This is a genomic window from Psychrobacillus sp. INOP01, from assembly GCF_018140925.1.
In the GTDB taxonomy this organism is placed as follows: Bacteria; Bacillota; Bacilli; order Bacillales_A; family Planococcaceae; genus Psychrobacillus.
The window spans coordinates 1,943,070-1,969,553 of sequence record NZ_CP073315.1; the positions used below are offsets into that span (position 1 = coordinate 1,943,070).

The 26,484-nt window shown below is 38.7% G+C and carries 27 protein-coding genes and 1 other annotated feature; all 27 genes read right to left on the reverse strand.

What is annotated here, in order from left to right; translation table 11 throughout:
• Nucleotides 1-7: 7 nt before the first annotated feature.
• The 27 genes from rpsQ to rplA all read right to left on the reverse strand — a co-directional run bounded on the left by rpsQ (nt 8) and on the right by rplA (nt 26,484).
• Entirely contained in the window at nt 8-271 is a 264-nt protein-coding gene (gene rpsQ, locus KD050_RS09870) for a 30S ribosomal protein S17 (protein WP_090567844.1), read from the reverse strand.
• Nucleotides 272-289: 18 nt separating this feature from the next.
• Complete coding sequence (rpmC, locus tag KD050_RS09875; RefSeq protein ID WP_090567840.1) at nt 290-490, reverse strand: 50S ribosomal protein L29; 201 nt, start codon at nt 488-490, stop codon at nt 290-292.
• Complete coding sequence (gene rplP, locus KD050_RS09880) at nt 480-914, reverse strand: 50S ribosomal protein L16 (RefSeq protein WP_090567838.1); 435 nt, start codon at nt 912-914, stop codon at nt 480-482. The genes rpmC and rplP overlap by 11 nt, the downstream gene beginning before the upstream one ends.
• Before the next feature lies 1 nt (nt 915).
• Nucleotides 916-1,572 (reverse strand): 30S ribosomal protein S3, encoded by a 657-nt coding sequence (gene rpsC, locus KD050_RS09885; RefSeq protein WP_090567835.1) that lies wholly within the window; start codon nt 1,570-1,572, stop codon nt 916-918.
• 3 nt (nt 1,573-1,575) lie between these two features.
• Nucleotides 1,576-1,920: a 50S ribosomal protein L22 gene (gene rplV, locus KD050_RS09890; RefSeq protein ID WP_093062492.1), complete on the reverse strand. Its 345-nt coding sequence runs from the start codon at nt 1,918-1,920 to the stop codon at nt 1,576-1,578.
• 20 nt (nt 1,921-1,940) lie between these two features.
• Nucleotides 1,941-2,219: a 30S ribosomal protein S19 gene (rpsS, locus tag KD050_RS09895; RefSeq protein WP_090567829.1), complete on the reverse strand. Its 279-nt coding sequence runs from the start codon at nt 2,217-2,219 to the stop codon at nt 1,941-1,943.
• A 60-nt stretch (nt 2,220-2,279) separates the two neighbouring features.
• Nucleotides 2,280-3,110 carry a 50S ribosomal protein L2 gene (gene rplB / locus KD050_RS09900; RefSeq protein ID WP_090567824.1) on the reverse strand — a complete coding sequence of 277 codons (831 nt, stop codon included), beginning with the start codon at nt 3,108-3,110 and terminating at the stop codon, nt 2,280-2,282.
• A gap of 42 nt (nt 3,111-3,152) precedes the next feature.
• Nucleotides 3,153-3,437, reverse strand: a complete 285-nt coding sequence (gene rplW / locus KD050_RS09905) for a 50S ribosomal protein L23 (protein ID WP_090567820.1) — start codon at nt 3,435-3,437, stop codon at nt 3,153-3,155.
• A complete protein-coding gene (gene rplD / locus KD050_RS09910; protein ID WP_211895971.1) occupies nt 3,437-4,060 on the reverse strand; it encodes a 50S ribosomal protein L4 in 624 nt (207 codons plus the stop codon). The genes rplW and rplD overlap by 1 nt, the downstream gene beginning before the upstream one ends.
• Nucleotides 4,061-4,086: 26 nt before the next feature.
• Complete coding sequence (gene rplC / locus KD050_RS09915) at nt 4,087-4,716, reverse strand: 50S ribosomal protein L3 (protein WP_093062488.1); 630 nt, start codon at nt 4,714-4,716, stop codon at nt 4,087-4,089.
• Nucleotides 4,717-4,761: 45 nt separating this feature from the next.
• Nucleotides 4,762-5,070 carry a 30S ribosomal protein S10 gene (rpsJ, locus tag KD050_RS09920; protein ID WP_042478628.1) on the reverse strand — a complete coding sequence of 103 codons (309 nt, stop codon included), beginning with the start codon at nt 5,068-5,070 and terminating at the stop codon, nt 4,762-4,764.
• Between the two features lie 393 nt (nt 5,071-5,463).
• The gene (locus KD050_RS09925) at nt 5,464-6,780 is read right to left on the reverse strand and encodes a Na+/H+ antiporter family protein (protein ID WP_211895972.1); all 1,317 of its coding nucleotides are present in this window, start codon (nt 6,778-6,780) and stop codon (nt 5,464-5,466) included.
• Nucleotides 6,781-6,891: 111 nt separating this feature from the next.
• The gene (locus tag KD050_RS09930) at nt 6,892-8,886 is read right to left on the reverse strand and encodes an FtsX-like permease family protein (protein WP_370627227.1); all 1,995 of its coding nucleotides are present in this window, start codon (nt 8,884-8,886) and stop codon (nt 6,892-6,894) included.
• Entirely contained in the window at nt 8,870-9,631 is a 762-nt protein-coding gene (locus KD050_RS09935; RefSeq protein ID WP_211895974.1) for an ABC transporter ATP-binding protein, read from the reverse strand. Before KD050_RS09935 ends, KD050_RS09930 begins: the two co-directional genes overlap by 17 nt.
• Before the next feature lie 99 nt (nt 9,632-9,730).
• Nucleotides 9,731-10,657 carry a sensor histidine kinase gene (locus tag KD050_RS09940; protein WP_211895975.1) on the reverse strand — a complete coding sequence of 309 codons (927 nt, stop codon included), beginning with the start codon at nt 10,655-10,657 and terminating at the stop codon, nt 9,731-9,733.
• Between the two features lie 104 nt (nt 10,658-10,761).
• Entirely contained in the window at nt 10,762-11,445 is a 684-nt protein-coding gene (locus KD050_RS09945; protein ID WP_211896261.1) for a response regulator transcription factor, read from the reverse strand.
• A gap of 103 nt (nt 11,446-11,548) precedes the next feature.
• The gene (gene tuf, locus KD050_RS09950; RefSeq protein WP_211895976.1) at nt 11,549-12,736 is read right to left on the reverse strand and encodes an elongation factor Tu; all 1,188 of its coding nucleotides are present in this window, start codon (nt 12,734-12,736) and stop codon (nt 11,549-11,551) included.
• A 116-nt stretch (nt 12,737-12,852) separates the two neighbouring features.
• Nucleotides 12,853-14,931, reverse strand: coding sequence for an elongation factor G (gene fusA / locus KD050_RS09955; RefSeq protein ID WP_211895977.1), 2,079 nt, complete (start codon nt 14,929-14,931; stop codon nt 12,853-12,855).
• A gap of 62 nt (nt 14,932-14,993) precedes the next feature.
• Complete coding sequence (gene rpsG, locus KD050_RS09960) at nt 14,994-15,464, reverse strand: 30S ribosomal protein S7 (RefSeq protein ID WP_090567783.1); 471 nt, start codon at nt 15,462-15,464, stop codon at nt 14,994-14,996.
• Nucleotides 15,465-15,505: 41 nt separating this feature from the next.
• Nucleotides 15,506-15,925 (reverse strand): 30S ribosomal protein S12, encoded by a 420-nt coding sequence (gene rpsL, locus KD050_RS09965; protein ID WP_211895978.1) that lies wholly within the window; start codon nt 15,923-15,925, stop codon nt 15,506-15,508.
• 98 nt (nt 15,926-16,023) lie between these two features.
• A complete protein-coding gene (locus tag KD050_RS09970; RefSeq protein WP_211895979.1) occupies nt 16,024-16,272 on the reverse strand; it encodes a ribosomal L7Ae/L30e/S12e/Gadd45 family protein in 249 nt (82 codons plus the stop codon).
• A gap of 133 nt (nt 16,273-16,405) precedes the next feature.
• Nucleotides 16,406-20,008 (reverse strand): DNA-directed RNA polymerase subunit beta', encoded by a 3,603-nt coding sequence (gene rpoC / locus KD050_RS09975; RefSeq protein ID WP_211895980.1) that lies wholly within the window; start codon nt 20,006-20,008, stop codon nt 16,406-16,408.
• A 169-nt stretch (nt 20,009-20,177) separates the two neighbouring features.
• The gene (rpoB, locus tag KD050_RS09980) at nt 20,178-23,732 is read right to left on the reverse strand and encodes a DNA-directed RNA polymerase subunit beta (RefSeq protein ID WP_211895981.1); all 3,555 of its coding nucleotides are present in this window, start codon (nt 23,730-23,732) and stop codon (nt 20,178-20,180) included.
• Nucleotides 23,733-23,942: 210 nt separating this feature from the next.
• Complete coding sequence (locus KD050_RS09985) at nt 23,943-24,563, reverse strand: class I SAM-dependent methyltransferase (protein WP_211895982.1); 621 nt, start codon at nt 24,561-24,563, stop codon at nt 23,943-23,945.
• Nucleotides 24,564-24,640: 77 nt separating this feature from the next.
• On the reverse strand, nt 24,641-25,003 hold the full coding sequence (rplL, locus tag KD050_RS09990) for a 50S ribosomal protein L7/L12 (protein WP_211895983.1): 363 nt from the start codon (nt 25,001-25,003) through the stop codon (nt 24,641-24,643).
• 70 nt (nt 25,004-25,073) lie between these two features.
• Nucleotides 25,074-25,574, reverse strand: coding sequence for a 50S ribosomal protein L10 (rplJ, locus tag KD050_RS09995; protein WP_211895984.1), 501 nt, complete (start codon nt 25,572-25,574; stop codon nt 25,074-25,076).
• A gap of 32 nt (nt 25,575-25,606) precedes the next feature.
• Nucleotides 25,607-25,750: a sequence feature (ribosomal protein L10 leader region), on the reverse strand.
• Nucleotides 25,751-25,791: 41 nt separating this feature from the next.
• The gene (gene rplA, locus KD050_RS10000) at nt 25,792-26,484 is read right to left on the reverse strand and encodes a 50S ribosomal protein L1 (RefSeq protein ID WP_211895985.1); all 693 of its coding nucleotides are present in this window, start codon (nt 26,482-26,484) and stop codon (nt 25,792-25,794) included.

Below are 26,484 nucleotides of genomic sequence, written 5' to 3' on the forward strand. Positions count from 1 at the left end.
CTTATTATTAGATAATAACCGCTTTTTCTACAACTTCCAATAGGCGGAAGCGTTTAGTAGCTGATAGCGGACGAGTTTCCATGATACGGACGATATCTCCGATTTGGGCTTCGTTTTGCTCATCATGAGCTTTAAATTTCTTAGAATACTTAACACGTTTACCGTATAACTTGTGTTTTTTATGAGTTTCAATTAAAACAGAAATTGTTTTATCCATTTTATCTGATACTACACGGCCAGTGTATACTTTGCGTTGATTACGCTCAGTCATGCCAGAAAACCTCCTTTATCAGTTGTTTGCACTGATTTCTCTTTCACGAACCACAGTTTTCATACGCGCGATAGCTTTACGAACTTCGCGAATACGAGCTGTGTTTTCTAATTGACCAGTCGCCAATTGGAAGCGAAGGTTGAAAAGCTCTTCTTTCAGTGATTTTACCTTTTGTTCTATTTCTGCAGTAGTAAGTTCACGGATGTCATTAGCTTTCATTAGATTCACCACCAATTTCTTGACGTTTGATTATTTTACATTTAATCGGAAGCTTATGTGATGCTAAACGTAATGCTTCACGAGCAACTTCTTCAGAAACGCCAGCTATTTCAAACATAATTTTTCCAGGTTTTACAACTGCTACCCATCCTTCAGGAGCACCTTTACCTGAACCCATACGTACCTCAAGAGGCTTTTTCGTATATGGTTTATGAGGGAATATTTTAATCCATACTTTACCGCCACGTTTCATGTAACGTGTCATTGCAATACGAGCTGATTCAATTTGACGACTTGTGATCCAGCTTGCTTCAGTTGCTTGTAAACCGAATTCACCGAATGCTATTTCTTTGCCGCCTTTTGCTTCACCACGCATTTTACCACGGTGTTCACGACGATATTTAACGCGTTTAGGCATTAACATATTATTTGCCTCCTTCCTCAGAGTTCTTCTTAACTGGAAGGACTTCACCACGATAGATCCATACTTTAACGCCTAGCTTACCATAAGTTGTGTCAGCTTCAGCATGTGCATAATCGATGTCAGCACGTAATGTATGAAGTGGTACAGTTCCTTCACTGTAATGTTCAGCACGCGCAATGTCAGCGCCGCCTAAGCGTCCAGATACTTGAGTTTTAATACCTTTAGCGCCAGAACGCATTGTGCGTTGAATTGCTTGTTTTTGAGCACGACGGAAAGATACGCGGCCTTCTAATTGGCGTGCAATACTTTCTGCTACTAATTTAGCATCTAAGTCAGCTCTTTTAATTTCAACAATATTTATGTGTACACGTTTACCAGTTAAATCGTTCAAGTGCTTACGAAGTGCTTCCACTTCCGTACCACCTTTACCGATTACCATACCTGGTTTAGCAGTGTGAATTGTAACGTTAACACGTTTTGCAGCGCGTTCGATTTCTACAGTAGAAACAGAAGCTTCTTTTAAACGAGTTTCGATGTACTTACGGATTTTCAAGTCTTCGTGTAGTAGAGTTGCATAGTCTTTACCAGCGTACCATTTTGACTCCCAGTCACGAATGATGCCTACTCGTAATCCTATAGGATGTACTTTTTGACCCACGAATTATCCCTCCTTCTTCTCTGATACCACGATTGTGATGTGGCTAGTACGTTTGTTAATAGCACTTGCACGTCCCATAGCACGTGGGCGGAAACGTTTTAATGTTGGACCTTCATCAACGAAGACTTCAGAAACAACTAGGTTATTAACATCTAAATCATAATTGTGCTCAGCGTTTGCAACTGCAGATTTCAATACTTTCTCAACAACAGGTGATGCTGCTTTTGGAGTAAGTTGTAAAATTGCAACTGCTTCACCGATTTGCTTACCTCTGATTAAATCAACGACTAATCTTACCTTACGAGGGGCAATGCGCACTGTTTTAGCAATAGCTTTTGCTTGTGACATTTGAATGACCTCCTCTCAAATTAGCGTCTAGTTTTCTTATCATCTGCACCATGACTTTTATAAGCGCGTGTTGGTGCAAACTCGCCTAGTTTATGACCTACCATATCCTCAGTCACGTATACAGGAACATGTTTACGTCCGTCATATACCGCGATAGTTAATCCGATAAAAGTAGGGAAAATTGTTGAACGGCGTGACCAAGTCTTAATCACTTGTTTTTTCTCAGAGTCCTTTTGTGCATCGACCTTTTTCAATAAATGATCGTCTGCGAAAGGTCCTTTTTTCAAGCTACGACCCATGCTGAAACCTCCCTCCGTGATGACACCACGGTTCTCTCTGTGAACCGTAGTAAAACCACTTTATTTTTTACGACGACGAATGATAAGTTTGTCGGATTTGTTTTTCTTGTTACGAGTTTTGTATCCAAGAGTTGGTTTACCCCATGGAGACATAGGTGATTTACGACCGATTGGTGTTTTACCTTCACCACCACCGTGTGGGTGATCGTTAGGGTTCATTACAGATCCACGTACAGTTGGGCGTTTGCCTAACCAACGATTACGACCAGCTTTACCAATGTTAACAAGTTCGTGTTGTTCGTTTCCTACTTCACCGATTGTAGCACGGCAAACACCTAGGATTAAACGAACTTCACCAGATTGTAAACGTACGATTACGTATTTACCTTCTTTACCAAGTAATTGAGCAGATGTACCAGCAGAGCGAACTAACTGACCACCTTTACCAGGTTTCATTTCGATATTATGGATAGTAGTACCCATAGGGATGTTTTGTAATGGAAGAGCGTTTCCTGCTTTAATATCAGCTTCAGGTCCTGACACGATTGTCATTCCCACTTCTAAGCCTTTAGGAGCTAGGATGTAACGTTTTTCCCCATCCGCATAATTAATTAATGCGATATTCGCAGATCGGTTTGGATCATATTCAATAGTAGCAACGCGTCCTGGTATACCATCTTTGTTTCGTTTGAAATCAATGATACGGTATTGACGTTTGTGTCCACCACCATGATGACGAACAGTAATTTTACCTTGATTGTTACGGCCGCCTTTACGTTTCACAGGAGCAAGTAGAGATTTCTCTGGCTTGTCAGTTGTGATTTCAGCGTAATCTAATGAAGTCATGTTACGACGTCCGTTTGTCGTTGGTTTATACTTTCTAATCGCCATGTTATTCCCTCCTTCTTGAGTATTAATTCCTTATTAAAAGGATTAGATTTCGAATAACTCGATTTCTTTGCTTTCTAGAGTTAACGTAACAATCGCTTTACGACGTTTGTTCGTATACCCACCAAATTTACCTACGCGTTTGTATTTCCCTTTGTAGTTCATGATGTTAACTTTTTCAACATCTACTCCGAAAATTTCTTCAACAGCGTATTTAACTTGAGTTTTGTTGGCGCGAGTGTCCACTTCGAAAGTGTACTTTTTATCTGCCATTACTTCAGAAGAACGCTCAGTAATGACCGGACGTTTAATAATATCACGTGCTTCCATTATCCAAGCACCTCCTCTACTTTTTCTACTGCAGCTTTAGTCATTACAAGTTTGTTATGACCGATTAAATCTAAAACGTTAATGCCTGTTGCAGACACAACTGTGATTCCAGGGATGTTACGAGCAGCTAATGCTACTGTTTCATCTAAATCAGCAGTTACGAATAACGCTTTTTTATCGATTGAAAGGTTAGATAACACTTTCACGAATTCTTTTGTTTTTGGTGCATCAAATGCTAAACCTTCAAGTACTACAATGCTTTCTTCGCGAGCTTTTGTTGAAAGTGCTGAAAGAAGAGCTAAACGACGTACTTTTTTAGGTAATTTAAAGCTGTAACTACGCGGAGTTGGTCCGAAAACAACACCACCACCACGCCATTGTGGAGAGCGGATAGAACCTTGACGAGCACGTCCAGTTCCTTTTTGTTTCCATGGTTTACGTCCACCACCAGCAACTTCAGAACGGTTTTTCACTTTGTGATTACCTTGACGAAGTGAAGCACGTTGAGAAATGATAGCTTCAAATAAAACAGCTTCATTTGGTTCAATACCGAAAACTTTATCGTTTAATTCGATTTCACCAACTGAAGAACCTGCTTGATTGAATAATGATACTTTTGCCATTCCTGTTTCCTCCTTTCTTAAGAGAATTATTTCGATTTAATAGCAGCTTTAACAACTACTAATGATTTACGAGAACCAGGAACATTACCTTTTACTAATAATAGGTTACGTTCAGCATCCACTCTTACGATTTCTAAGTTTTGGATAGTTACTGTATGTCCACCCATTTGACCAGGTAATTTCTTTTGTTTGAATACACGGTTCGGAGCAACTGGCCCCATTGAACCTGGACGACGGTGGTAACGAGATCCATGGGCCATTGGTCCACGAGATTGTCCGTGGCGTTTAATAACACCTTGGAAACCTTTACCTTTAGTAGTACCTGTTACATCAATTACATCGCCTTCTGCAAAACTTTCTACCTTGACTTCTTGACCAACTTCGTAATTAGCTGTATCCAAGCCGCGGAATTCGCGGATGAAGCGCTTAGGAGCAGTGCTTGCTTTAGCTACGTGCCCTTTCGCAGGTTTATTAGAAAGCTTTTCGCGCTTGTCTTCAAAACCTAACTGAATAGCTTCGTAACCGTCTGTTTCAGCTGTTTTCTTTTGAAGTACTACGTTTGGAGTAGCTTCAATAACAGTTACAGGGATTAAGTCACCGTTCTCAGCAAATACTTGCGTCATACCGATTTTTCTACCTAAGATTCCTTTGGTCATCCGTCACACCTCCTATAATAATTTGTGTTTTTTATTTTTTTACCATTAAAGTTTGATTTCAATATCAACGCCAGATGGTAAATCAAGCTTCATTAACGCATCAACAGTTTGTGGTGTTGGGTTAACGATATCGATAAGACGTTTATGCGTACGCATTTCGAATTGCTCACGAGAATCTTTATACTTATGAACAGCACGAAGAATCGTATAAACAGATCTTTCAGTCGGAAGTGGAATCGGACCCGATACACTTGCACCTGAACGTTTAGCAGTTTCCACAATTTTCTCAGCAGATTGATCAAGAATTCTGTGATCATACGCTTTTAAACGGATACGAATTTTTTGTTTTGCCATTACTTTCCCTCCTTTTCGCCTATTTTCTAGACATTCTCCACGAAAATTTTCCGTACACTCGCCATGGCAAAGCGGCCGGGTGTGTCGGTAACCTCTCGCTTCATCGCAGTCAAAGACCAACATTCAACATTATATACAATAAAAAAAGATTTCGCAAGTGTTTTTACGAAATTCTTTTTAAATGTTATAACCGCATTACTTTTTATAATACATATGTTTTTCTAAGCCGTTGTCTAGTATATAAAATTCCAATGAGAATAGCAACTGATAAGGGTAATGAAATTTTATGAATTACTCATTTTCTTCTATTACATTTGCGACTATGTTTTACGATGAAACTATTTCAAGAAAGAAAGGACATCTCTTTAATAGAGATGTCCTTTCTTTCTAATACTATAGAACAAACACTACTGCTATCCATCCGAAAAGAACGAGCGGAATATTATAACAAAGAAAAGTCGGGACACAAGTATCCCAAATATGATTATGCTGTCCATCTACATTTAATCCTGCTGTTGGTCCAAGCGTTGAGTCAGATGCTGGTGAACCAGCGTCTCCTAAAGCGCCTGCCGTTCCTATTAAAGCAATTGTCGCTAAAGGACTTAAACCTAACTCGATAGCAAGCGGTACAAAGATAGCAGCGATAATAGGGATAGTAGCAAACGACGAACCTATTCCCATCGTGACGACCAATCCGATGATCAGCATGATTAACACTGCCATACTCACGTTACCCGCTAAAAGCTCAGAGGATGCTTCCACAAGGCTTTTCACATGCCCTGTAGCATTAATGACCGCTGCAAATCCATTAGCTGTAATCATCACGAAACCAACGAATGCCATCATTCGCATACCTTCTGTTAGAAGCACATCTGCCTCTTTCCTTTTTAAAGCACCACTAATATAAAGTACAACGATACCAGCTAGTGCTCCTGCAATCATAGAATCTGTTTCAACCTGAACAACTAGTGCAGCTATTAAAGAAACAATAGTAAAGATTATACTACTTTTCTTCACTTCTACATCTAATTCATTTACTTCTACTACTTCCTGTTTATAGTTTCTCGGCTTCCGGTATAAAACAAATGCCATAATTAGTCCAAATACCATTCCCAAAGCTGGAACAGCCATCGCCTTTGGAATATCACTTAATGCTATTTCTAAACCTGATAGACCCATCTGAGTAGCAACGATCTCTTGATAGATTGCACCGAAGCCGTACGGAAGAAACATATATGGTGTAATTAGCCCGAATGCTAAAATGCAAGCTATCAATCTTCGGTCCACTTGTAACATGTTCAAAACTTTTAAGATTGGCGGTACCAACAATGGTATAAAAGCAATATGAATCGGGATTAAGTTCTGCGAGAACACAGCCATTACCAAAAGTAATAAAAAGACTAGAGCTTTCACAAGTCCTGTTTTATCCGAATCTCCCTTACTCTTTACTAACTTTAAAATTGCCAATACTAATAACTCAGGAATACCAGTCTTAGATATAGCAACGGCAAAGCCCCCTAGTAGCCCATAACTTAACGCTATCGTCGCTCCAGCACCTAACCCACCTGTAAATGCATCAATCGTTTCTGCGACCGACAGACCAGCTGTAAGCCCTCCTACAAGAGCTCCTATAATTAATGAGAACACTACGTTGATGCGAAGTAAACTCAATACTAACATGACTATTACTGCTATCAATACTGCATTCATATAAAACACTCACTTTCACACACTAGATTACTAACACATAGAAGTTTACTTCTTATTAAGTTTTGTGTCAATATAAAAACCCCTTTGCAAAGTCGCAAAGAGGCTCATTTTTTACAATGATTCGTTCACTACCTTACGGTAGTACCCGATAGATAAAAATGCAAAAGTAGAATATAAAATCACATACACGCCCATCGTTATTAATAATGGGGCTAATAGTTCGGTACCAAAGAACATCCATCCGGACTTAACCGCAAAATAACTATGCGCTAGTCCTATTATTAACGGTACTCCAAAGTTAAACAATTGCTTAATATAAATTCCTTTCATTAATTCATTTGTCGTAAATCCTATCTTGCGTAGATTTGTATAAGACGACCGTTCTTCGTCGGCTTCACTCATTTGTTTAAAGTACAAAATGCTACCCGTAGCGATTAAAAATGCTAATCCTAAAAATCCTGTAATAAAGATTACTAATCCCATCATCTCCAACGTATCTTGCCGATAATTCTCTCGGCTTTCTAGCTTCACGATCTCTCTTCCACCGTTATTTGTCATTACCTCAAACATTCCATTATTAGTTGTTTCTTCGAATATGGACTGAGCTTCTGATAATTGAGAGCGATCCTCTAAGTCAATACCTACTTGTTTGTTCCAAACTGTTTGTTGTTGTATCAGCTTATCTTCAGAAAGTGTTTCAAATAATTCATCAGTTACAACGATTGTCATGCCTCCACCTGTTAGATAATACGCAAGAAAAGAATCCTCTGTTATTTCTTTTATTGTGATTTCAAGTTTTTCACTAGAGGTTGTCATTTGAACAGGATTATTTGCTTCCAGCTTTATTAGTTCAGCCATTATATTACTATATCCTACTATATAACCTTCACCATCCTTTAACTCAAGTCCAGTCATCACCTGTTGCGCATCACTAAGCTTAGCAACTGGCATAAGACTCTTCGTCATAACATTTATACCCTCAGGAATTTTACTGGTATATAACTCCGCAGTTTCAACTTCCAAATTCAGCAATTCAATAGTTGTTTGTGTATATCGAATATTTCCATCGTCTAATGCAGCTATAAATGCTTCACTGCCATTGTTCGGTATTACATAATCAAATGGTATATTCTGTTTTGCTACTGATCCTGCAGAATAATAAGAGATGTATGACAAACACAGAATACCTAATGCAGTCGCTGATATAATAGTTATTGTCGTCAGAGACATTGCATTAGATTTCATCCGATGCATGATAGGGGACAAGGACAATACGTCTACAATCGATAAGTGACCACTTTTTTGTTTACGTATTACATTCAAAACAAAAGATACTGAAAAACGAAATACAAAATACGTTCCACTAATAGTACTTACTAAAATAATTATCATTCTAAGGAACAAGGCACTGACACTATCAGTTTCTATATCGAATAATTTAGTTGAAGAATAGTAGCCATAACTGATCAATAGAAGCCCGATTAATCCTAAAACCATTTGTAGACCACTAAATCTCTTGACCTTCGTATCCGCAATAGCCGTCGCAGTAAAAAGCGTCAGCAAGGACACACGGCGAATTTGAATCATCGTCTGTATCAGTACTACAATAAGAAGAGCTACAAACACTACGATCGTCATTTGCAAAGCATCTACTGAAAAAAGCAAATCTACACTTGCTTCTTTTTCTAAAATACGTAGCAAAATCATCGCAAATAATCGAGATGTCAAAAATCCAATTCCGACACCGATTCCAATCGCACCAATCCATAAAATAATATTTTCCAAGGCTAATAATCTAGTCACTAATCCTTTAGACATACCAATTAGCTGGTACAATCCGATCTCCTTGCTTCTCCTCTTCATAAATAAATGATTAGCGTATAATACGAAAAATACAACTACAAACAGCAGAATAAAGGAAGCAGATTTTAACCCTGCAGAAGCTTTCACTCCTGAAGATATTTCGAGAACACTTGGATTATACTGTAGTGTCACAAAGGAAAAATACAGTGACACACTAAAGATTAATGCGAAGAAATACAAATAGTAATGCCTAATGTTTTTCTTCATACTTCGGAGTACTAATTGACTAAGCGTCATAACCATCACCGCCAAGCACACCTTGTGTATTTATTATTTCCTGGAAGAACTGCTTACGGTTCTTCTCCCCTTTATATAACTCGGTATATAACTGACCATCTTTTAAAAATAATACTCTAGAGCAGAAACTAGCTGCCACAGCATCATGCGTTACCATCATAATAGTTACTTGTTTGTCTTTATTAATTTTTTCTAAATTACTCAATAGAGTTGTAGCAGCTTTAGAATCCAGCGCCCCCGTCGGTTCATCAGCAAAAACAATAGTAGGTTTACTTATTAATGCTCTCGCTGCAGAGGTCCTTTGCTTTTGCCCGCCTGATATTTCATTCGGATATTTATTAGCCAGGTCCTGAATGTCTAATATTCGTGTTATTTCCTGAAAACGTTGTTCAGCTTCCTGTTTAGAGATTTTACTAATAGAAAGCGGCAGTAAGATATTTTCTTTTACCGTCAATGTATCTAACAAATTGTAATCCTGAAAGATAAACCCCAATTGTTCTCTTCGAAAATTAGATAATGCTTTTTCCTTCATTGTACGTAGGTTATGTCCACTTATTTCGATAACCCCTTCTGTTGCTTTATCTATAGAAGCAAGTACATTCAATAGAGTTGTCTTTCCAGATCCAGACGGACCCATTATCCCTACGAATTCTCCTTCAGCTACCTCTAAGTCAATCCCTTTCAACACTTCCTGCGATGTTGCCTTCTTGCCATATATTTTCTTTATTTTGCGACCGCTCAAAATAGTCATGTATGTTCCTCCTACAACTTAGTAACCTAATTGTACGGCTTTTCTTTTCATTAATCGTTTGATTTACGTTACAAACAAATAAAGTAGATGACAATTTTGTCACCTACCTAAAATCTTCACTATCTCATTTTTTAAAGGAAATCGAAGAGAAAATGTCGAACCTACGCCAATATTAGAGGAGGCTAATACGTGGATACCTATCTGTTCAGCGACGTTTTTAGCCAAGTAAAGCCCCATTCCAGTAGATGCGGTAGTTTGTCGACCATTTGTTCCCGTGAAAGCTTTTTCAAAAATTCTAGGTAAATCTGCTTGAGAAATCCCTGTTCCGGAGTCTCTAATCATTAAAATGATATGACCTGTGTCATCTCTATCAGTTCGAATATGAATTTCACTGTCTGCATGGCTATACTTTACCGCATTGGATATTACTTGCCTCACAATAAAGGCTAGCCATTTTGGATCGGATAACACTTTTACTTCTAAATTTTCTAAGTCAAATCCAATGTTTTTCTGTATACACCAAGCTTGAAACTCTTTTATTTCCATGTGTAATACCTTTTGAATGTCTACTTCTTCAATCATATAATCTTTTTCTATAGTAGAAAGTCTTGTGTTATGTAATTGCTGATCTAATAATAGGTGGATTCGGAGCCATTCTACTTCTAGCTTTTTTTGAGCATTTCTATCATCTAACGAATCTATCATCAGTTTCATGCTAGTAAGCGGAGTTTTTACCTCATGAATCCATGCAAGTGTATAATCATTTTCTTCTAAATGCTCTACTTTTAACCCATTAAGCTCTTCTTTTGCTACTAAAACAAGATCATCTATTGTAGTAGATAGTGTCTTCTCAAAGCTAGAATATCCATCTGGAAAAGATTCTAATATGAAATCTAAATCTTTTTCGTTAGCCAAAGTACTTACTAACGCTTTAATATACTTAGTTTCTTGAAAATATCGCCATATAAAAAAGAATACAAATGCAGTGATATTGATAAAGTTAATATATAGTATGGAGATTTCCATAAAGGCTACATCCAAAGTAAGTATGAAATTCAACCAAATCTGTAGAGTGAAAAAAAAGAGAATCCATGACTTTCTTTCTTTGATGTACAAAATGAACAAAATTTTTATCCCTCCCTAGTAACCGCCATATATCCTAAACCTTTTTTTGTTATAATCACATCTGCAAGTCCAATTTCCTCTAGTTTGGAGCGAAGGCGATTAACGTTTACGGACAATGTATTATCATTAACAAAACGTTCATCATCCCAAAGTTTTCTCATTAATTCATCTCTTGAAACTATTTTTTCTACAGATTGCAGCAGTATCCGCAATATAAATAACTCATTTTTCGTTAAATCTATCATTTTATCGATATATGTAATCTCACTTTTTGCAAAATCAATAATAGCCCCATTCCAATTACTTATATCCATAGACTCTTCTTGGTAATCATTTGTTCTTCTAAGAAGTGCTTGGACTTTGGCAACCAATACATCGAGATGAAATGGTTTTTGCACAAAATCATCCGCACCCATCTGCATAGCCATGATCATATCCATTGGGTGATCTCTCGATGATAAGAAAATAATTGGAACCTTAGATATACGACGTATTTCTCTACACCAATGAAACCCATCATATGCTGGCAATTGAATATCTATAAGAACAAAATGTGGTTTTTTATTGATAAAAGTAGACATTACTTTTTGAAAATCTTCTGGTCTACTAACGTCAAATGACCATTGCGCAAATCTTTCTTTAATCATTTCATATATGGCGTTATCATCTTCTATTACAAATACTTTCATCGTCATCGACTAATTCACCTCTTTTGACTAGTGTACACTATTTCTTCATACAAAAAAAACCATCTCGTCGTCACGAGATGGTTTTATATTAAAGAATTATAGATTACTTAGTGATAGTAGCAACTACACCAGCGCCTACAGTACGTCCACCCTCACGGATAGAGAATTTAGTACCTTCTTCAAGAGCGATAGGTGAGATTAGAGATACAGTCATTTCGATGTTATCTCCAGGCATAACCATTTCTACACCTTCAGGCAAGTTACAAACACCAGTTACATCAGTTGTACGGAAGTAGAACTGTGGACGGTAGTTTGAGAAGAATGGAGTATGACGTCCACCCTCTTCTTTTGAAAGAACATAAACTTCAGCTTTGAAGTCTGTGTGTGGTGTAATTGAACCTGGTTTAGCTAATACTTGACCACGTTGGATCTCTTCACGAGAAACCCCACGAAGAAGAGCACCAATGTTGTCTCCAGCTTCAGCATAGTCAAGAAGTTTACGGAACATTTCAACACCAGTTACAGTAGTTGATTTTGCTTCTTCAGTAATACCGATAATGTCTACAACGTCACCGATTTTAACTTGGCCACGCTCAACACGTCCAGTAGCAACTGTACCACGACCAGTGATTGAGAATACATCCTCAACTGGCATCATGAATGGTTTGTCAGTTTGACGTTCTGGAGTTGGGATATAGCTATCTACAGCGTCCATTAATTCAACGATTTTTTCTTCCCAATCTGCTTCTCCTTCAAGAGCTTTAAGAGCAGAACCTTTGATTACAGGAATGTCGTCGCCTGGGAAGTCGTATTCAGAAAGAAGGTCACGAATTTCCATTTCAACTAATTCAAGAAGTTCTTCGTCATCAACCATATCACATTTGTTCATGAATACAACTAGGTATGGAACACCTACTTGACGTGAAAGAAGGATATGCTCACGAGTTTGTGGCATCGGGCCATCAGCAGCAGATACTACTAGGATCCCACCGTCCATTTGTGCTGCACCTGTGATCATGTTTTTAACATAGTCAGCATGTCCTGGGCAGTCAACGTGTGCGTAGTGACGAGTTTCAGTTTCATACTCAACGTGTGAAGTATTGATAGTGATTCCACGTTCTTTTTCTTCAGGAGCGTTATCGATGTCAGCGTATGATTTAGCTGTACCACCCATTTTTTTAGAAAGAACTGTTGCGATAGCAGCAGTTAGAGTTGTTTTACCATGGTCAACGTGTCCGATTGTACCAATGTTAGCATGTGTTTTGGAGCGATCAAATTTTTCTTTAGCCATTAGAGAAGTCCTCCTCAGTAATTGTATGATTTTTTATTATAAAAGTAAGGGACTAAAAGCCCCCTGCCTTTCATAGACTACAAATTAGTTATACTTTAATTTTGGTGAAAATTCAATTATTCACCTTTATTTTTTTTGATAATTTCTTCAGAAATTGATTTTGGAACATCTTCATAATGATCAAATGTCATTGAGAAGACTCCGCGTCCTTGCGTATTAGAACGTAAAGACGTTGCATATCCAAACATTTCAGCAAGCGGAACCATTGAACGTACAACTTGTGCGTTACCGCGAGCGTCCATACCTTCAACGCGTCCACGACGTGAAGTGATATCACCCATGATGTCTCCTAAATATTCTTCAGGAATAACAACTTCAACTTTCATGATTGGCTCAAGAATTACTGGATTTACTTTAGATACAGCATTTTTCAATGCCATAGAAGCAGCAACTTTGAAGGCCATCTCATTCGAGTCAACGTCATGATATGATCCGTCGTATAATTTTGCTTTAATATCGATTAACGGATAACCAGCAAGTACACCATTGTTAAGTGAGTCACGAAGACCTGCCTCAACAGCTGGAATGTATTCACGTGGAACTACCCCACCGACAACAGCATTTTCAAATTCAAAGCCTTTTCCTTCTTCGTTTGGAGAGAATTCAATCCAAACGTGTCCGAATTGACCACGTCCACCTGATTGACGTACGAATTTACCTTCAACTTTTGCTGAAGAACGGAAAGTTTCACGGTAAGATACTTGAGGAGCACCTACGTTAGCTTCTACTTTAAATTCGCGACGCATACGGTCAACTAAGATATCAAGGTGAAGTTCACCCATACCAGCGATAATAACTTGACCAGTTTCTTGGTCTGTATGAACGCGGAATGTAGGATCTTCTTCTGCTAATTTTACAAGAGCAGCACCCATTTTATCTTGGTCAGCTTTAGATTTTGGCTCAACTGATAAAGAAATAACTGGTTCTGGGAATTCCATAGACTCTAGAATTACTAAAGCTTTTTCATCACACAGAGTATCTCCAGTTGTTGTATCTTTCAGTCCTACTGCTGCAGCGATATCTCCAGCATGTACTTCTGAAATCTCTTCACGAGAGTTAGCATGCATTTGTAGGATACGTCCTACGCGCTCACGCTTACCTTTAGTTGAGTTTTGAACATAAGATCCAGCTTGTAATGTACCAGAATATACACGGAAGAATGTTAATTTACCAACGTAAGGGTCAGTCATAACTTTAAATGCTAATGCTGAGAATGGCTCTGAATCGTCAGAATGACGTTCAATTTCTTCATCAGAATTAGGATCGATTCCTTTCATTGCTGGAATATCAAGTGGTGATGGTAGGTATGCAACAACTGCGTCAAGAACTTTTTGAACACCTTTGTTTTTAAATGCAGTACCACATACTACTGGATAGAATTCTACGTTTAGGGTACCTTTACGGATACCGTTAACTAATTCTTCGTTCGTGATTTCTTCACCATTTAGATATTTGTCCATTAAATCTTCGTCAAGTTCAGCAACCGCTTCTACTAATTTTTCACGGTATTCTTGTGCTTGATCTTTATACTCTTCAGGAATTTCTCCTTCAGTCATATCAGTTCCTAAATCATTTGCATACATAGTAGCAGTCATTGTTACTAAGTCAATGATTCCAGTGAACTGATCTTCTGCACCGATTGGTAATTGAATTGGATGAGCGTTAGCTTGTAAACGATCGTGTAGAGTTCCTACAGAATATAAGAAGTCTGCACCCGTTTTATCCATTTTGTTAATAAAAACAATACGTGGTACGCCATAAGTTGTAGCTTGACGCCATACTGTTTCAGTTTGTGGTTCAACACCAGATTGAGCATCTAGTACTGTAACCGCACCATCAAGTACACGAAGTGAACGTTCAACTTCAACAGTGAAGTCTACGTGTCCAGGTGTATCAATGATATTTACACGGTGATTATCCCAAGCAGCTGTTGTTGCAGCTGAAGTAATAGTGATCCCACGTTCTTGTTCTTGCTCCATCCAGTCCATCTGTGATGCACCTTCATGAGTTTCCCCGATTTTGTGGATTTTACCAGTGTAATAAAGAATACGCTCCGTAGTAGTCGTTTTACCAGCATCGATGTGAGCCATGATCCCGATATTACGTGTTTTTTCTAAGGAGAACTCTCTAGCCATATTGTATTTCTCCTTCCATATTCGGATTAGAGTATGATTTTATATTAATTTTAAAAAAGATTTTACCAACGATAGTGAGCGAACGCTTTGTTAGCTTCTGCCATTTTGTGCATATCTTCACGTTTTTTAACTGAAGCACCAGTGTTGTTAGATGCATCAAGAATTTCGTTAGCTAAACGCTCTTCCATCGTTTTTTCTCCACGAAGACGTGAATAGTTTACTAAGTAACGAAGACCTAGTGTTGAACGACGGTCAGGACGTACTTCAACCGGTACTTGGTAGTTAGCACCACCAACACGACGAGCACGAACTTCTAGAACTGGCATTACATTGTTTAGGGCAGCTTCAAATACTTCTAATGCATCTTTACCAGAACGTTCTTTTACAAGTTCAAACGCTCCGTATAGAATTTTTTGAGAAGTACCTCTTTTACCGTCAACCATCATTTTATTGATTAAACGAGTTACTAGTTTTGAATTATAAATTGGATCTGGTAACACGTCACGTTTGGAAACAGGACCTTTACGAGGCATGTGTTTTCCTCCTTTCGACGAATGTCAAATTATTAATTAGATTATTTCTTTTCTTTAGGGCGTTTAGCACCATAAAGTGAACGACTTTGCATACGACCAGTAACACCAGCTGTATCAAGAGCACCACGTACGATATGGTAACGTACTCCTGGTAAATCTTTTACTTTTCCTCCGCGGATAAGTACAACACTATGTTCTTGTAGGTTGTGTCCTTCTCCTGGAATATAAGCAGTAACCTCTAACGTATTAGTTAAACGTACACGCGCATATTTACGAAGTGCTGAGTTAGGTTTTTTCGGCGTCATAGTACCAACACGAGTACAAACCCCACGTTTTTGTGGAGAGTTAAGATTAGTACCAGCCTTTTTGAAGCTGTTATAACCTTTTCCTAGTGCAGGAGACTTTGATTTCGTAATTTTGGATTGACGAGGCTTACGTACCAATTGGTTAATTGTAGGCATCGATTATTCCTCCCTTCATTTGTTCTTGTTAATACCACACATCCAGGTGGTTCATTTTTTGGGTAAAAACAAAGTCTTTGTGCTTTACACAAAAACTGTTACACAGTAATAGCTACAACTGACGCCGCTAAGCGCAGTCCACAAGCCTTACCAAGATCTACTTTAGACTCAACATAGTTAATCGAAACATTGTTTTCTTCAGCTGTTAGGCGTGCTAGTTCAATGATTCTCTCTTCTACATCTAGTGCAATATAAACTTCGTTGACAAGCCCTTTTTTCATTGCTTTTACTGCTTGCTTTGTACCTATGATTGTTTCTTTCGCTTGTTTCACTTTTTCATAAGACATTTTCATATCCTCCAAAGGTACAAGTCAAATAACTATCAACCTTAAATATATTATCATTCATTGAAAAAGGTGTCAACAATAATCATGAAAATATTAGGGAGAAATAAAATTAGTCCTCCCTAATATTCAATTATTACTCTGCGTTTACTAATTCTTTATCAGCATCTGCTTCGTTGTCTGTGATTTTAATTTGGCGATAACGTTGCATACCTGTACCTGCCGGAACTAGTTTACCGATAATTACGTTTTCTTTCAAGCCTAATAATTCATCACGTTTTCCTTTAATCGCTGCGTCTGTTAAGACACGAGTCGTTTCTTGGAACGATGCAGCAGACAAGAATGATTCAGTTTCAAGAGAAGCTTTTGTAATACCAAGGATAACTGGTCGACAAGTCGCAGGAATTTTACTTTGTAAAACTGCTTCTTTGTTCGCTTCAGCAAATTGATGGATATCTAGTAGTGATCCTGGAAGCAGGTCTGTTTCTCCAGCTTCAATCACACGTACTTTACGAAGCATTTGGCGTACCATTACTTCGATATGTTTATCTCCAATTTCTACCCCTTGCATACGGTAAACTTTTTGTACTTCTTTTAATAAGTACTCTTGTACAGTTGAAACATCTTTAACTCTCAACAATTCCTTAGGATCCACAGAACCCTCTGTTAATACTTGACCACGTTGCATTGAATCGTTTAGTTGAACTTTTAAGCGTGCATTGTATGGTGCCAAATATTTACGAGTTTCTACGTTACCTTGAATTGTAATTTCCTTTTGACCTTCTCTAATTTCATCAATTTCAGTAACAGTCCCTGAAATTTCGGAAATGACAGCTTGCCCTTTAGGATTACGAGCTTCGAAAATCTCTTGAATACGCGGAAGACCTTGTGTAATATCGTCTCCAGCAACCCCACCTGTATGGAATGTACGCATTGTTAACTGTGTACCTGGTTCACCAATTGATTGAGCTGCAATGATACCAACTGCTTCTCCTACTTCAACTGTGTCCCCAGTAGCTAAGTTCAAGCCGTAACATTTTTTACAAACACCGTGTTTTGTATTACAAGTAAATGCAGAACGAATTGTTAATTCGCTAATACCTGCTTCTTCAATAACACGTGCGACATCTTGTGTAATTAACCCGTCTTTTTCTAAAATCAGTTCATTTGTAGTTGGATGGAAGATTGTTTTCTTCGTATGACGACCAACAATACGTTCGCCAAACTCTTCAATAACTTCCGTACCTTCCATAAGTGAACCAATTAGTAATCCACGGTCAGTTCCACAATCATCTTCACGAACGATTACGTCTTGTGCAACGTCTACTAGACGACGAGTTAAGTAACCTGAATCGGCAGTTTTAAGCGCTGTATCGGCAAGACCTTTACGAGCACCATGTGTCGAGATGAAGTATTCAAGTACTGTTAATCCTTCACGGAATGATGACTTGATCGGAAGTTCGATAATTCGACCAGCCGGATTGGCCATAAGTCCACGCATACCTGCAAGTTGAGTAAAGTTAGATGCGTTACCACGGGCACCTGAATCACTCATCATGAAGATTGGATTCATGTTATCTAGTGATTTCATCAGTTTATCTTGAATAACTTCTTTTGCTTTACTCCAGTGTCCGATGACACTTGCATAACGCTCTTCTTCCGTTATTAGACCACGACGGAATTGTTTAATTACTTTATCTACTTTACCTTGTGCTTCCTCAAGAATTTCACCTTTGTCTGGAAGTACGACGATATCAGAGATACCAATTGTAATACCAGCTTTAGTAGAATATTTGAATCCAAGTGCTTTCATACGGTCAAGCATTTTCGATGTTTCTGTAATATGGAAACGTTTGAATACTTCCGCAATGATATTTCCAAGGATTTTCTTCTTGAATGGCTGTACAAGATCCATAGACTCGATATGCTTTTTCACATCTGTAATCGTTGGGACGAAATATTTCTCCGGAGTTTCAATTTGTAAATTGAAATCTGTCGGTTCATTGATGTATGGGAACGTTTCTGGAAGTATTTCATTGAAAATTACTTTACCTACAGTCGTTAGCAATAGCATCTTATTTTGTTCTTCTGTAAATGTTTGGTTATTTACAGATGCTGCTGGTATTGCAATACGTGTATGCAAATGTACATGACCAGTATTATAAGCAATTAGCACTTCTTCTGGACCATAGAATGTTGAACCTTCACCCATTGCACCTTTACGTTCAAGTGTTAAGTAATAGTTTCCTAAAACCATATCTTGAGATGGTGTAACTACTGGTTTTCCATCTTTCGGGTTCAGAATGTTTTGTGCTGCAAGCATTAGTAAACGAGCTTCCGCTTGCGCTTCTGCTGATAAAGGAACGTGAACAGCCATTTGGTCACCATCAAAGTCAGCATTATATGCTGTACATACTAGAGGGTGAAGGCGAATTGCGCGACCTTCTACTAATGTTGGTTCGAATGCTTGGATACCAAGACGGTGAAGAGTAGGGGCACGGTTAAGTAAAACCGGATGCTCTCTAATTACATCTTCTAATACATCCCATACTTCAGCATGCATACGCTCAATTTTACGTTTTGCACTTTTAATGTTGTGGGCTAAACCACGTTCAACAAGTTCTTTCATCACAAATGGTTTGAATAGTTCAATTGCCATTTCTTTTGGAAGTCCACATTGATACATTTTCAAGTTTGGTCCTACTACGATAACGGAACGACCAGAGTAGTCAACACGTTTACCAAGTAGATTTTGACGGAAACGACCTTGTTTCCCTTTTAACATATGTGAAAGAGATTTCAACGGACGGTTACCTGGTCCTGTTACCGGACGGCCACGGCGACCGTTATCAATCAATGCATCAACAGCTTCTTGTAACATACGTTTTTCATTCTGAACGATGATACTAGGAGCACCAAGATCCAATAGACGTTTTAAACGGTTATTACGGTTAATAACACGACGATATAAATCATTTAAATCAGACGTAGCAAAACGACCACCGTCCAATTGAACCATTGGACGCAATTCTGGAGGAATTACTGGTAAAACGTCTAAAATCATCCAGTCAGGTTTGTTTCCTGAGTTACGGAAAGACTCTACAACTTCTAAACGTTTAATCGCACGTGTACGACGTTGACCTTGAGCTGTTTTCAGCTCTTCTTTTAAATGTTCTGTTTCACTTTCTAAATCAATTTCTGAAAGTAAACGCTTGATAGCTTCTGCACCCATTGCAGCTTGGAACTTAGTACCAAACTTATCGCGATATGCACGGTATTCTTTTTCCGAAAGCAATTGTTTCTTCTCAAGAGGTGTATCTGCTGGCTCTATTACTACGTAAGAAGCAAAGTAAATTACTTCTTCGAGTGATCTTGGAGACATATCCAAAATCAGACCCATACGACTTGGGATACCTTTGAAATACCAAATATGTGAAACAGGAGCAGCTAGTTCGATGTGGCCCATACGTTCACGACGTACTTTTGCACGCGTTACTTCTACTCCACAACGATCACATACAACACCTTTATAACGAACGCGTTTATATTTACCGCAATGACATTCCCAGTCTTTTGTAGGACCAAAAATGCGTTCACAGAATAAACCATCTTTTTCAGGTTTTAATGTACGATAATTAATTGTTTCAGGTTTTTTTACTTCCCCATAAGACCATGAACGGATTTTATCAGGTGAAGCTAAACCAATTTTCATATACTCAAAATTATTAACGTCTATCAAGGAGCCTACCTCCCTTTAGTCTTGTGTCTTTTAAAAGACTTTTCCAAGTAGCTCTGCATTATGCAATTTTATACGGAAATACGGACAGGCATCACCTGTCCGAATTTTGATGTTCAATCTAATCTAGAATTTGCTTAGTGCAATGGTGGCACCTTGCGCTTTTCTTTATTTATTCTACTGTTCCAACCGGCTCTTCCTCAGTTGCGATTGGCAAAATACCAAGTGCATCAGCTGCCGGAATATCATCATCTTCATCTAAATCACGAAGCTCGATTTCTTCTTCATCGATCGTAAGCATCTTAACATCCATACCTAAACTTTGTAGTTCTTTGATCAATACTTTGAATGACTCAGGAACTCCTGGTTCTGGTACACTTTCACCTTTAACAATTGCTTCGTATGTTTTCACACGTCCAACAACGTCATCGGATTTTACTGTTAAGATTTCTTGTAACGTGTAAGCAGCACCATAAGCTTCTAGTGCCCATACTTCCATCTCTCCAAAACGCTGTCCACCAAATTGCGCTTTCCCTCCAAGAGGCTGTTGCGTAACAAGTGAATAAGGTCCTGTTGAGCGAGCATGTAACTTATCATCTACCATGTGGGCAAGTTTGATCATATACATAACCCCTACAGATACGCGGTTATCAAATGGTTCACCTGAACGTCCATCATAAAGGATAGTTTTACCGTCACGGTTAAGTCCTGCTTCTTCCATTGTGTTCCAAACGTCTTCTTCGTTAGCACCATCAAATACTGGCGACGCCATATGAACGCCAAGAAGTCTTGAAGCCATACCTAAGTGAAGCTCTAAAACTTGCCCGATATTCATACGAGAAGGTACCCCAAGTGGATTTAACATGATATCAACTGGTGTGCCGTCTGGAAGGAATGGCATATCTTCTTCTGGAAGAATACGCGAGATAACCCCTTTATTACCATGACGTCCGGCCATTTTATCTCCAACAGAGATTTTACGTTTTTGAACGATATAAGCACGAACTAATTGGTTAACACCTGGAGATAACTCATCGCCATCTTCGCGATTAAATACTTTTACGTCTAATACAATCCCGCCTGCACCATGAGGTACACGTAGAGAAGTATCACGAACTTCACGAGCCTTTTCACCGAAGATTGCGTGTAGTAAACGTTCTTCAGCTGTTAGTTCTGTAACTCCTTTAGGCGTTACTTTCCCAACAAGAATATCTCCATCACGAACTTCTGCACCAATACGGATAATTCCACGGTCGTCCAAGTTGCGCAATGCGTCTTCACCGACATTTGGAATATCTCTCGTAATTTCCTCTGGCCCAAGTTTTGTATCACGTGATTCTGATTCATATTCTTCAATATGCACGGAAGTATATACATCATCTTTCACTAGACGTTCACTCATAATAACGGCATCTTCATAGTTGTATCCGTCCCATGTCATGAAAGCTACTAGTACATTACGTCCTAAAGCAAGCTCTCCTTGTTCCATAGAAGGACCATCTGCAAGAATATCCAGAGGTTTAACACGATCACCAATTTTTACAATTGGACGTTGATTTATAGATGTACCATGGTTTGAACGCTCAAATTTATGAACTTTATAAGATGTTAAGTCACCTTTAACTTCTTTTCCATCCACTTCTTCAATACGTCTAACACGAATTTCTTTTGCTTCAACATGCTCAACAATTCCGTGGTATTTCGCAATAACCGCAGCACCTGAGTCACGAGCGTTCACATGTTCCATACCAGTTCCAACGAATGGAGCTTCTGGGTTTAATAGTGGAACAGCTTGACGTTGCATGTTTGCTCCCATAAGCGCACGGTTGGAGTCATCGTTTTCCAAGAACGGAATACATGCTGTTGCTGCAGAAACGACTTGTTTCGGCGAAACGTCCATGTAATCAATTTGTTCTTTTCTAAACACGGTGTTATCTCCACGGAAACGACCTACTACTTCTTCTTTAAGGAATTCACCTTCATCAGATAATGGAGAGTTCGCTTGTGCTACCACATAGTTATCCTCTTCATCTGCAGTTAAATAGTCGATACGTGATGTAACTAGCCCCGTCTCCGGGTCAACACGGCGATATGGTGTTTCAATAAATCCAAACTTATTTACTTTCGCAAAACTTGAAAGCGAGTTAATAAGTCCGATGTTCGGTCCCTCAGGTGTTTCAATCGGACACATACGACCATAGTGAGAGTAGTGAACGTCACGTACTTCGAATCCTGCACGCTCACGTGTTAAACCACCGGGCCCAAGCGCCGATAGACGGCGTTTGTGTGTCAACTCAGCAAGTGGGTTCGTTTGATCCATGAACTGAGATAATTGCGAGCTACCAAAGAATTCTTTGATAGATGCAATAACTGGACGTATATTGATCAATTGTTGTGGAACGATTGATTGTGTATCGTTAATAGACATTCGCTCACGTACCACACGTTCCATACGTGAAAGACCAATACGGAACTGGTTTTGTAGTAACTCACCAACAGAGCGTAAACGACGGTTACCTAGATGATCGATATCATCCGTGTTTCCAACGTTGAACAAAAGGTTAAAGAAGTAACCGATAGATGAAACGATATCAGCTGGCGTAATGTTTTTTACCTCTGTTTCCACATACGCATTACTTATAACATTAACTTCTTTTTGTTCTTCATCATTTGGAGCATAAATTTTAATCGATTGGATTGTAATGTCGTCCTCTAAAACACCACCTACTTGAGATAATGTTTTGAAGCCGATGCCGTTTTCAAGATGAGGAATTAGACGATCTAGTACACGACGATCAATTAACGTACCAGCTTCTACTAAAATCTCTCCTGTTTCCGGATCCACTAGCGTTTCGGCTATTGTTTGGTTAAACAAGCGATTTTTAATATGCAATTTTTTGTTCATTTTGTAACGACCAACATTCGCTAAATCATAGCGTTTTGGGTCAAAGAAGCGAGAGTATAGCAGGCTCTTTGCACTTTCCACTGTTGGTGGTTCACCGGGACGTAAACGCTCATAGATTTCCAGCAACGCCTTTTCAGATGTTTCTGTATTATCTTTTTCTAGCGTGTTACGTAAATATTCATTGTCACCGATTAAATCGATAATTTCTTGATCTGATCCAAAGCCTAATGCGCGAAGTAAAACAGTAACTGGTAATTTACGTGTACGATCTATACGAACGTAAACCACGTCTTTTGCATCGATTTCATATTCTAACCAAGCACCACGGTTCGGAATTACTGTTGATCCAAAGCCTTTTTTACCATTTTTGTCTGTTTTATCATGGAAGTAAACACTTGGTGAGCGGACTAACTGAGATACGATTACGCGCTCAGCTCCGTTAATAACGAAAGTTCCAGTTTCAGTCATTAATGGGAAATCACCCATGAAGACATCTTGTTCCTTTACTTCGTCCGTTTCTTTGTTGTGGAGACGTACTTTTACGCGCAGTGGTGCTGCGTATGTTGCGTCACGTTCTTTCGATTCGTCGACCGAATATTTCGGTTCGTTTAAACTATAGTCGACAAATTCAAGTGATAGATTGCCTGTAAAGTCCTCGATTGGTGAAATATCCTTGAACATTTCACGTAAACCTTCTTCAAGGAACCATTCATAAGATGCCGTCTGAATTTCGATTAGATTCGGTAGTTCCAGCACCTCACTAATACGCGCAAAACTTCTGCGTTGGCGGTGTTGTCCGTATTGAACTAGTTGACCTGTCAACTCATTCACCCCTCAATTAAAGCGATATTAGGTCTTTTCGATATGAACATTTTGGTGTATGATATCGAAAGACAAAAAGAAAACGAGTTCTTAACAAGAGCTCATTTTCGATTAACCAAACTTTTTCTCGGCCAGTATACCCATTTCTACTCTTTTTTATTCAAAAGGGCATACGTCCTCAAAATAATATTTTTGCATTTTATTATAATATCATAGCGATTTTGTCAAGTCAATCTTTGTAGCTTTAATAATCCAATAACCTCTAGCTTTATCTACAACGTCTACTTGACCAAAAATCTCTTCTAAGTAACTAAAAGTTGATGGTGCCCCTTGTTTCTTTTGAATTACAACCCACAATTCTCCCTTTGAAACTAACTTTTCATAGGACTCATAATAGAAACGAAAAATAGTTTCTTTCCCAGCGCGAATCGGTGGATTAGTTATAATAGCCGCAAAGTTCGCAGTGTCAACCGCTGACAATCCATCACTTTCATAGATTCGTACATTTTGTATCCCGTTAGCAGCAGCATTTTTTTCTGCAAGTTGGATTGCACGTGTGTTAACATCTACCAAATGAACTGTTCTTCCCTCATTTGCTTTTGCAATAGAGAGACCTATCGGCCCATATCCACAACCTATATCTAAAATTGGACCTTCTAGACCTGGTGCTTCAAAGGCATCGATTAATACACGGGAGCCAAAATCTACTTCGCTCTTACTAAATACACCAGCATCTGTTTCAAACCGAAAATTATACCCCAGCAATGTAAAATTCCAATGACGCGGTTTACTTTCCGTTTGAGGTTTCCTAGAGTAATAATGATCAGACACCGAATCACCCTCCATAATACATACGAAGAAAAGCCCGTCGTTTACAGACGAGCTTTTTTCTTCGAATTGTACAAAAATTACTTGATTTCTACGCCTGCGCCAACTTCTTCAAGTTGCGCTTTGAAAGCTTCTGCTTCGTCTTTAGAAACGCCTTCTTTAAGTGCTTTAGGAGCGTTATCAACTACTTCTTTAGCTTCTTTTAATCCAAGACCAGTGATTTCACGAACCACTTTGATTACTTTGATTTTTTGATCTCCAGCAGATGCAAGGATTACATCAAAATCAGTTTTTTCTTCTTCAGCAGCAGCTCCGCCACCAGCAGCCATTGCCATTGGAGCAGCAGCAGTAACACCGAATTCTTCTTCAATTGCTTTTACTAAGTCGTTTAATTCAAGAACTGTCATTGATTTGATAGCTTCTAAGATTTGTTCGTTATTCATTTTATTTTCCTCCTATTATGGGTAATTTTAGGCTACAAGCCTTTTTGTAGTGTTTAAGCCGCGTAATAAATTATGCACCTTGCTCTTCTTTTTGTTCTGCAACAGCTTTTGTTGCAAGCGCAAAGTTGCGCATCGGAGCTTGAAGTACTGAAAGAAGCATAGAAAGTAGTCCTTCGCGTGATGGAAGTTCTGCTAATGCTTTCACATCTTCAGCAGATGCTACAGTTCCTTCGATGATCCCTGCTTTAATCTCAAGTTGTTCGTTCTTTTTAGCAAAATCATTAATGATTTTAGCTGGTGCAATTACGTCTTCGTTAGAAAACGCTACTGCGTTTGGACCAACAAGGCTTTCGTTAATCCCGTCAACTCCAGCAATTTCAGTAGCACGGCGTGTAATTGAGTTTTTGTAAACTTTGAATTCCACACCCGCTTCACGAAGCTGTTTACGTAATTCTGTTACTTGCGCAACGTTCAAACCGCGGTAGTCAACAACTACTACGGAAGCAGCAGCTTTAAACTTTTCAGCAACTTCTTGAACTTGCACTTTTTTCGTTTCGATTGCTTTGTTCATCTTGGCACCTCCTATAAGAATTGGCCATTTATACCGACAAAAGAAAAGCCTCTGTTCTACGAATAGACACAGAGGCAGAAAGTCATCATCTTAAAAGAATCTGAATTTACTTGTCCTCGGTAGGAAATTAAGCAGTTTATTGCTCCTACTGTCTTCGGTACAAATGTATATTTAACACAAAGGTCATTCTAACAGATAGACCTTTGACTGTCAACTATTATTTAATTGATGAAGTATCAACTTTTACAGCTGGTCCCATAGTAGTCGTGATATTCACAGACTTCATGTAAACACCTTTAGATGCTGCTGGCTTAGCTTTTTGAATTACATCAAATACAGCTAAGAAGTTTTCTACTAATTTATCGTCTTCAAAAGAAACTTTACCGATTGGAGCGTGAATGATCCCTGCTTTTTCAGCACGGTATTCTACTTTACCAGCTTTAATCTCTTCGATAGCTTTTGTCACATCAAATGTAACTGTACCAGTTTTAGGGTTTGGCATTAAACCTTTTGGTCCAAGTACACGACCGATTTTACCAACTTCACCCATCATATCAGGTGTCGCAACGATTACATCGAAGTCAAACCATCCTTGTTGGATTTTGTTAATATATTCAGTATCGCCTACATAATCTGCACCAGCAGCTTCTGCTTCTTTTAACTTTTCACCTTTAGCGAATACTAATACGCGTTGAGTTTTACCAGTTCCGTTTGGAAGAACTACTGCTCCACGGATTTGTTGGTCATTTTTACGAGTATCGATTCCTAAACGGAAAGCAACTTCTACAGTTGCATCGAAGTTAACTGTGCTTGTTTTTTTTGCAAGCTCAATAGCTTCTTTAGCTGAGTATAATTTTGAAGCTTCTACTAATTTAGCTGCTTCTTGTAACTTTTTACCTTTGTTAGCCAT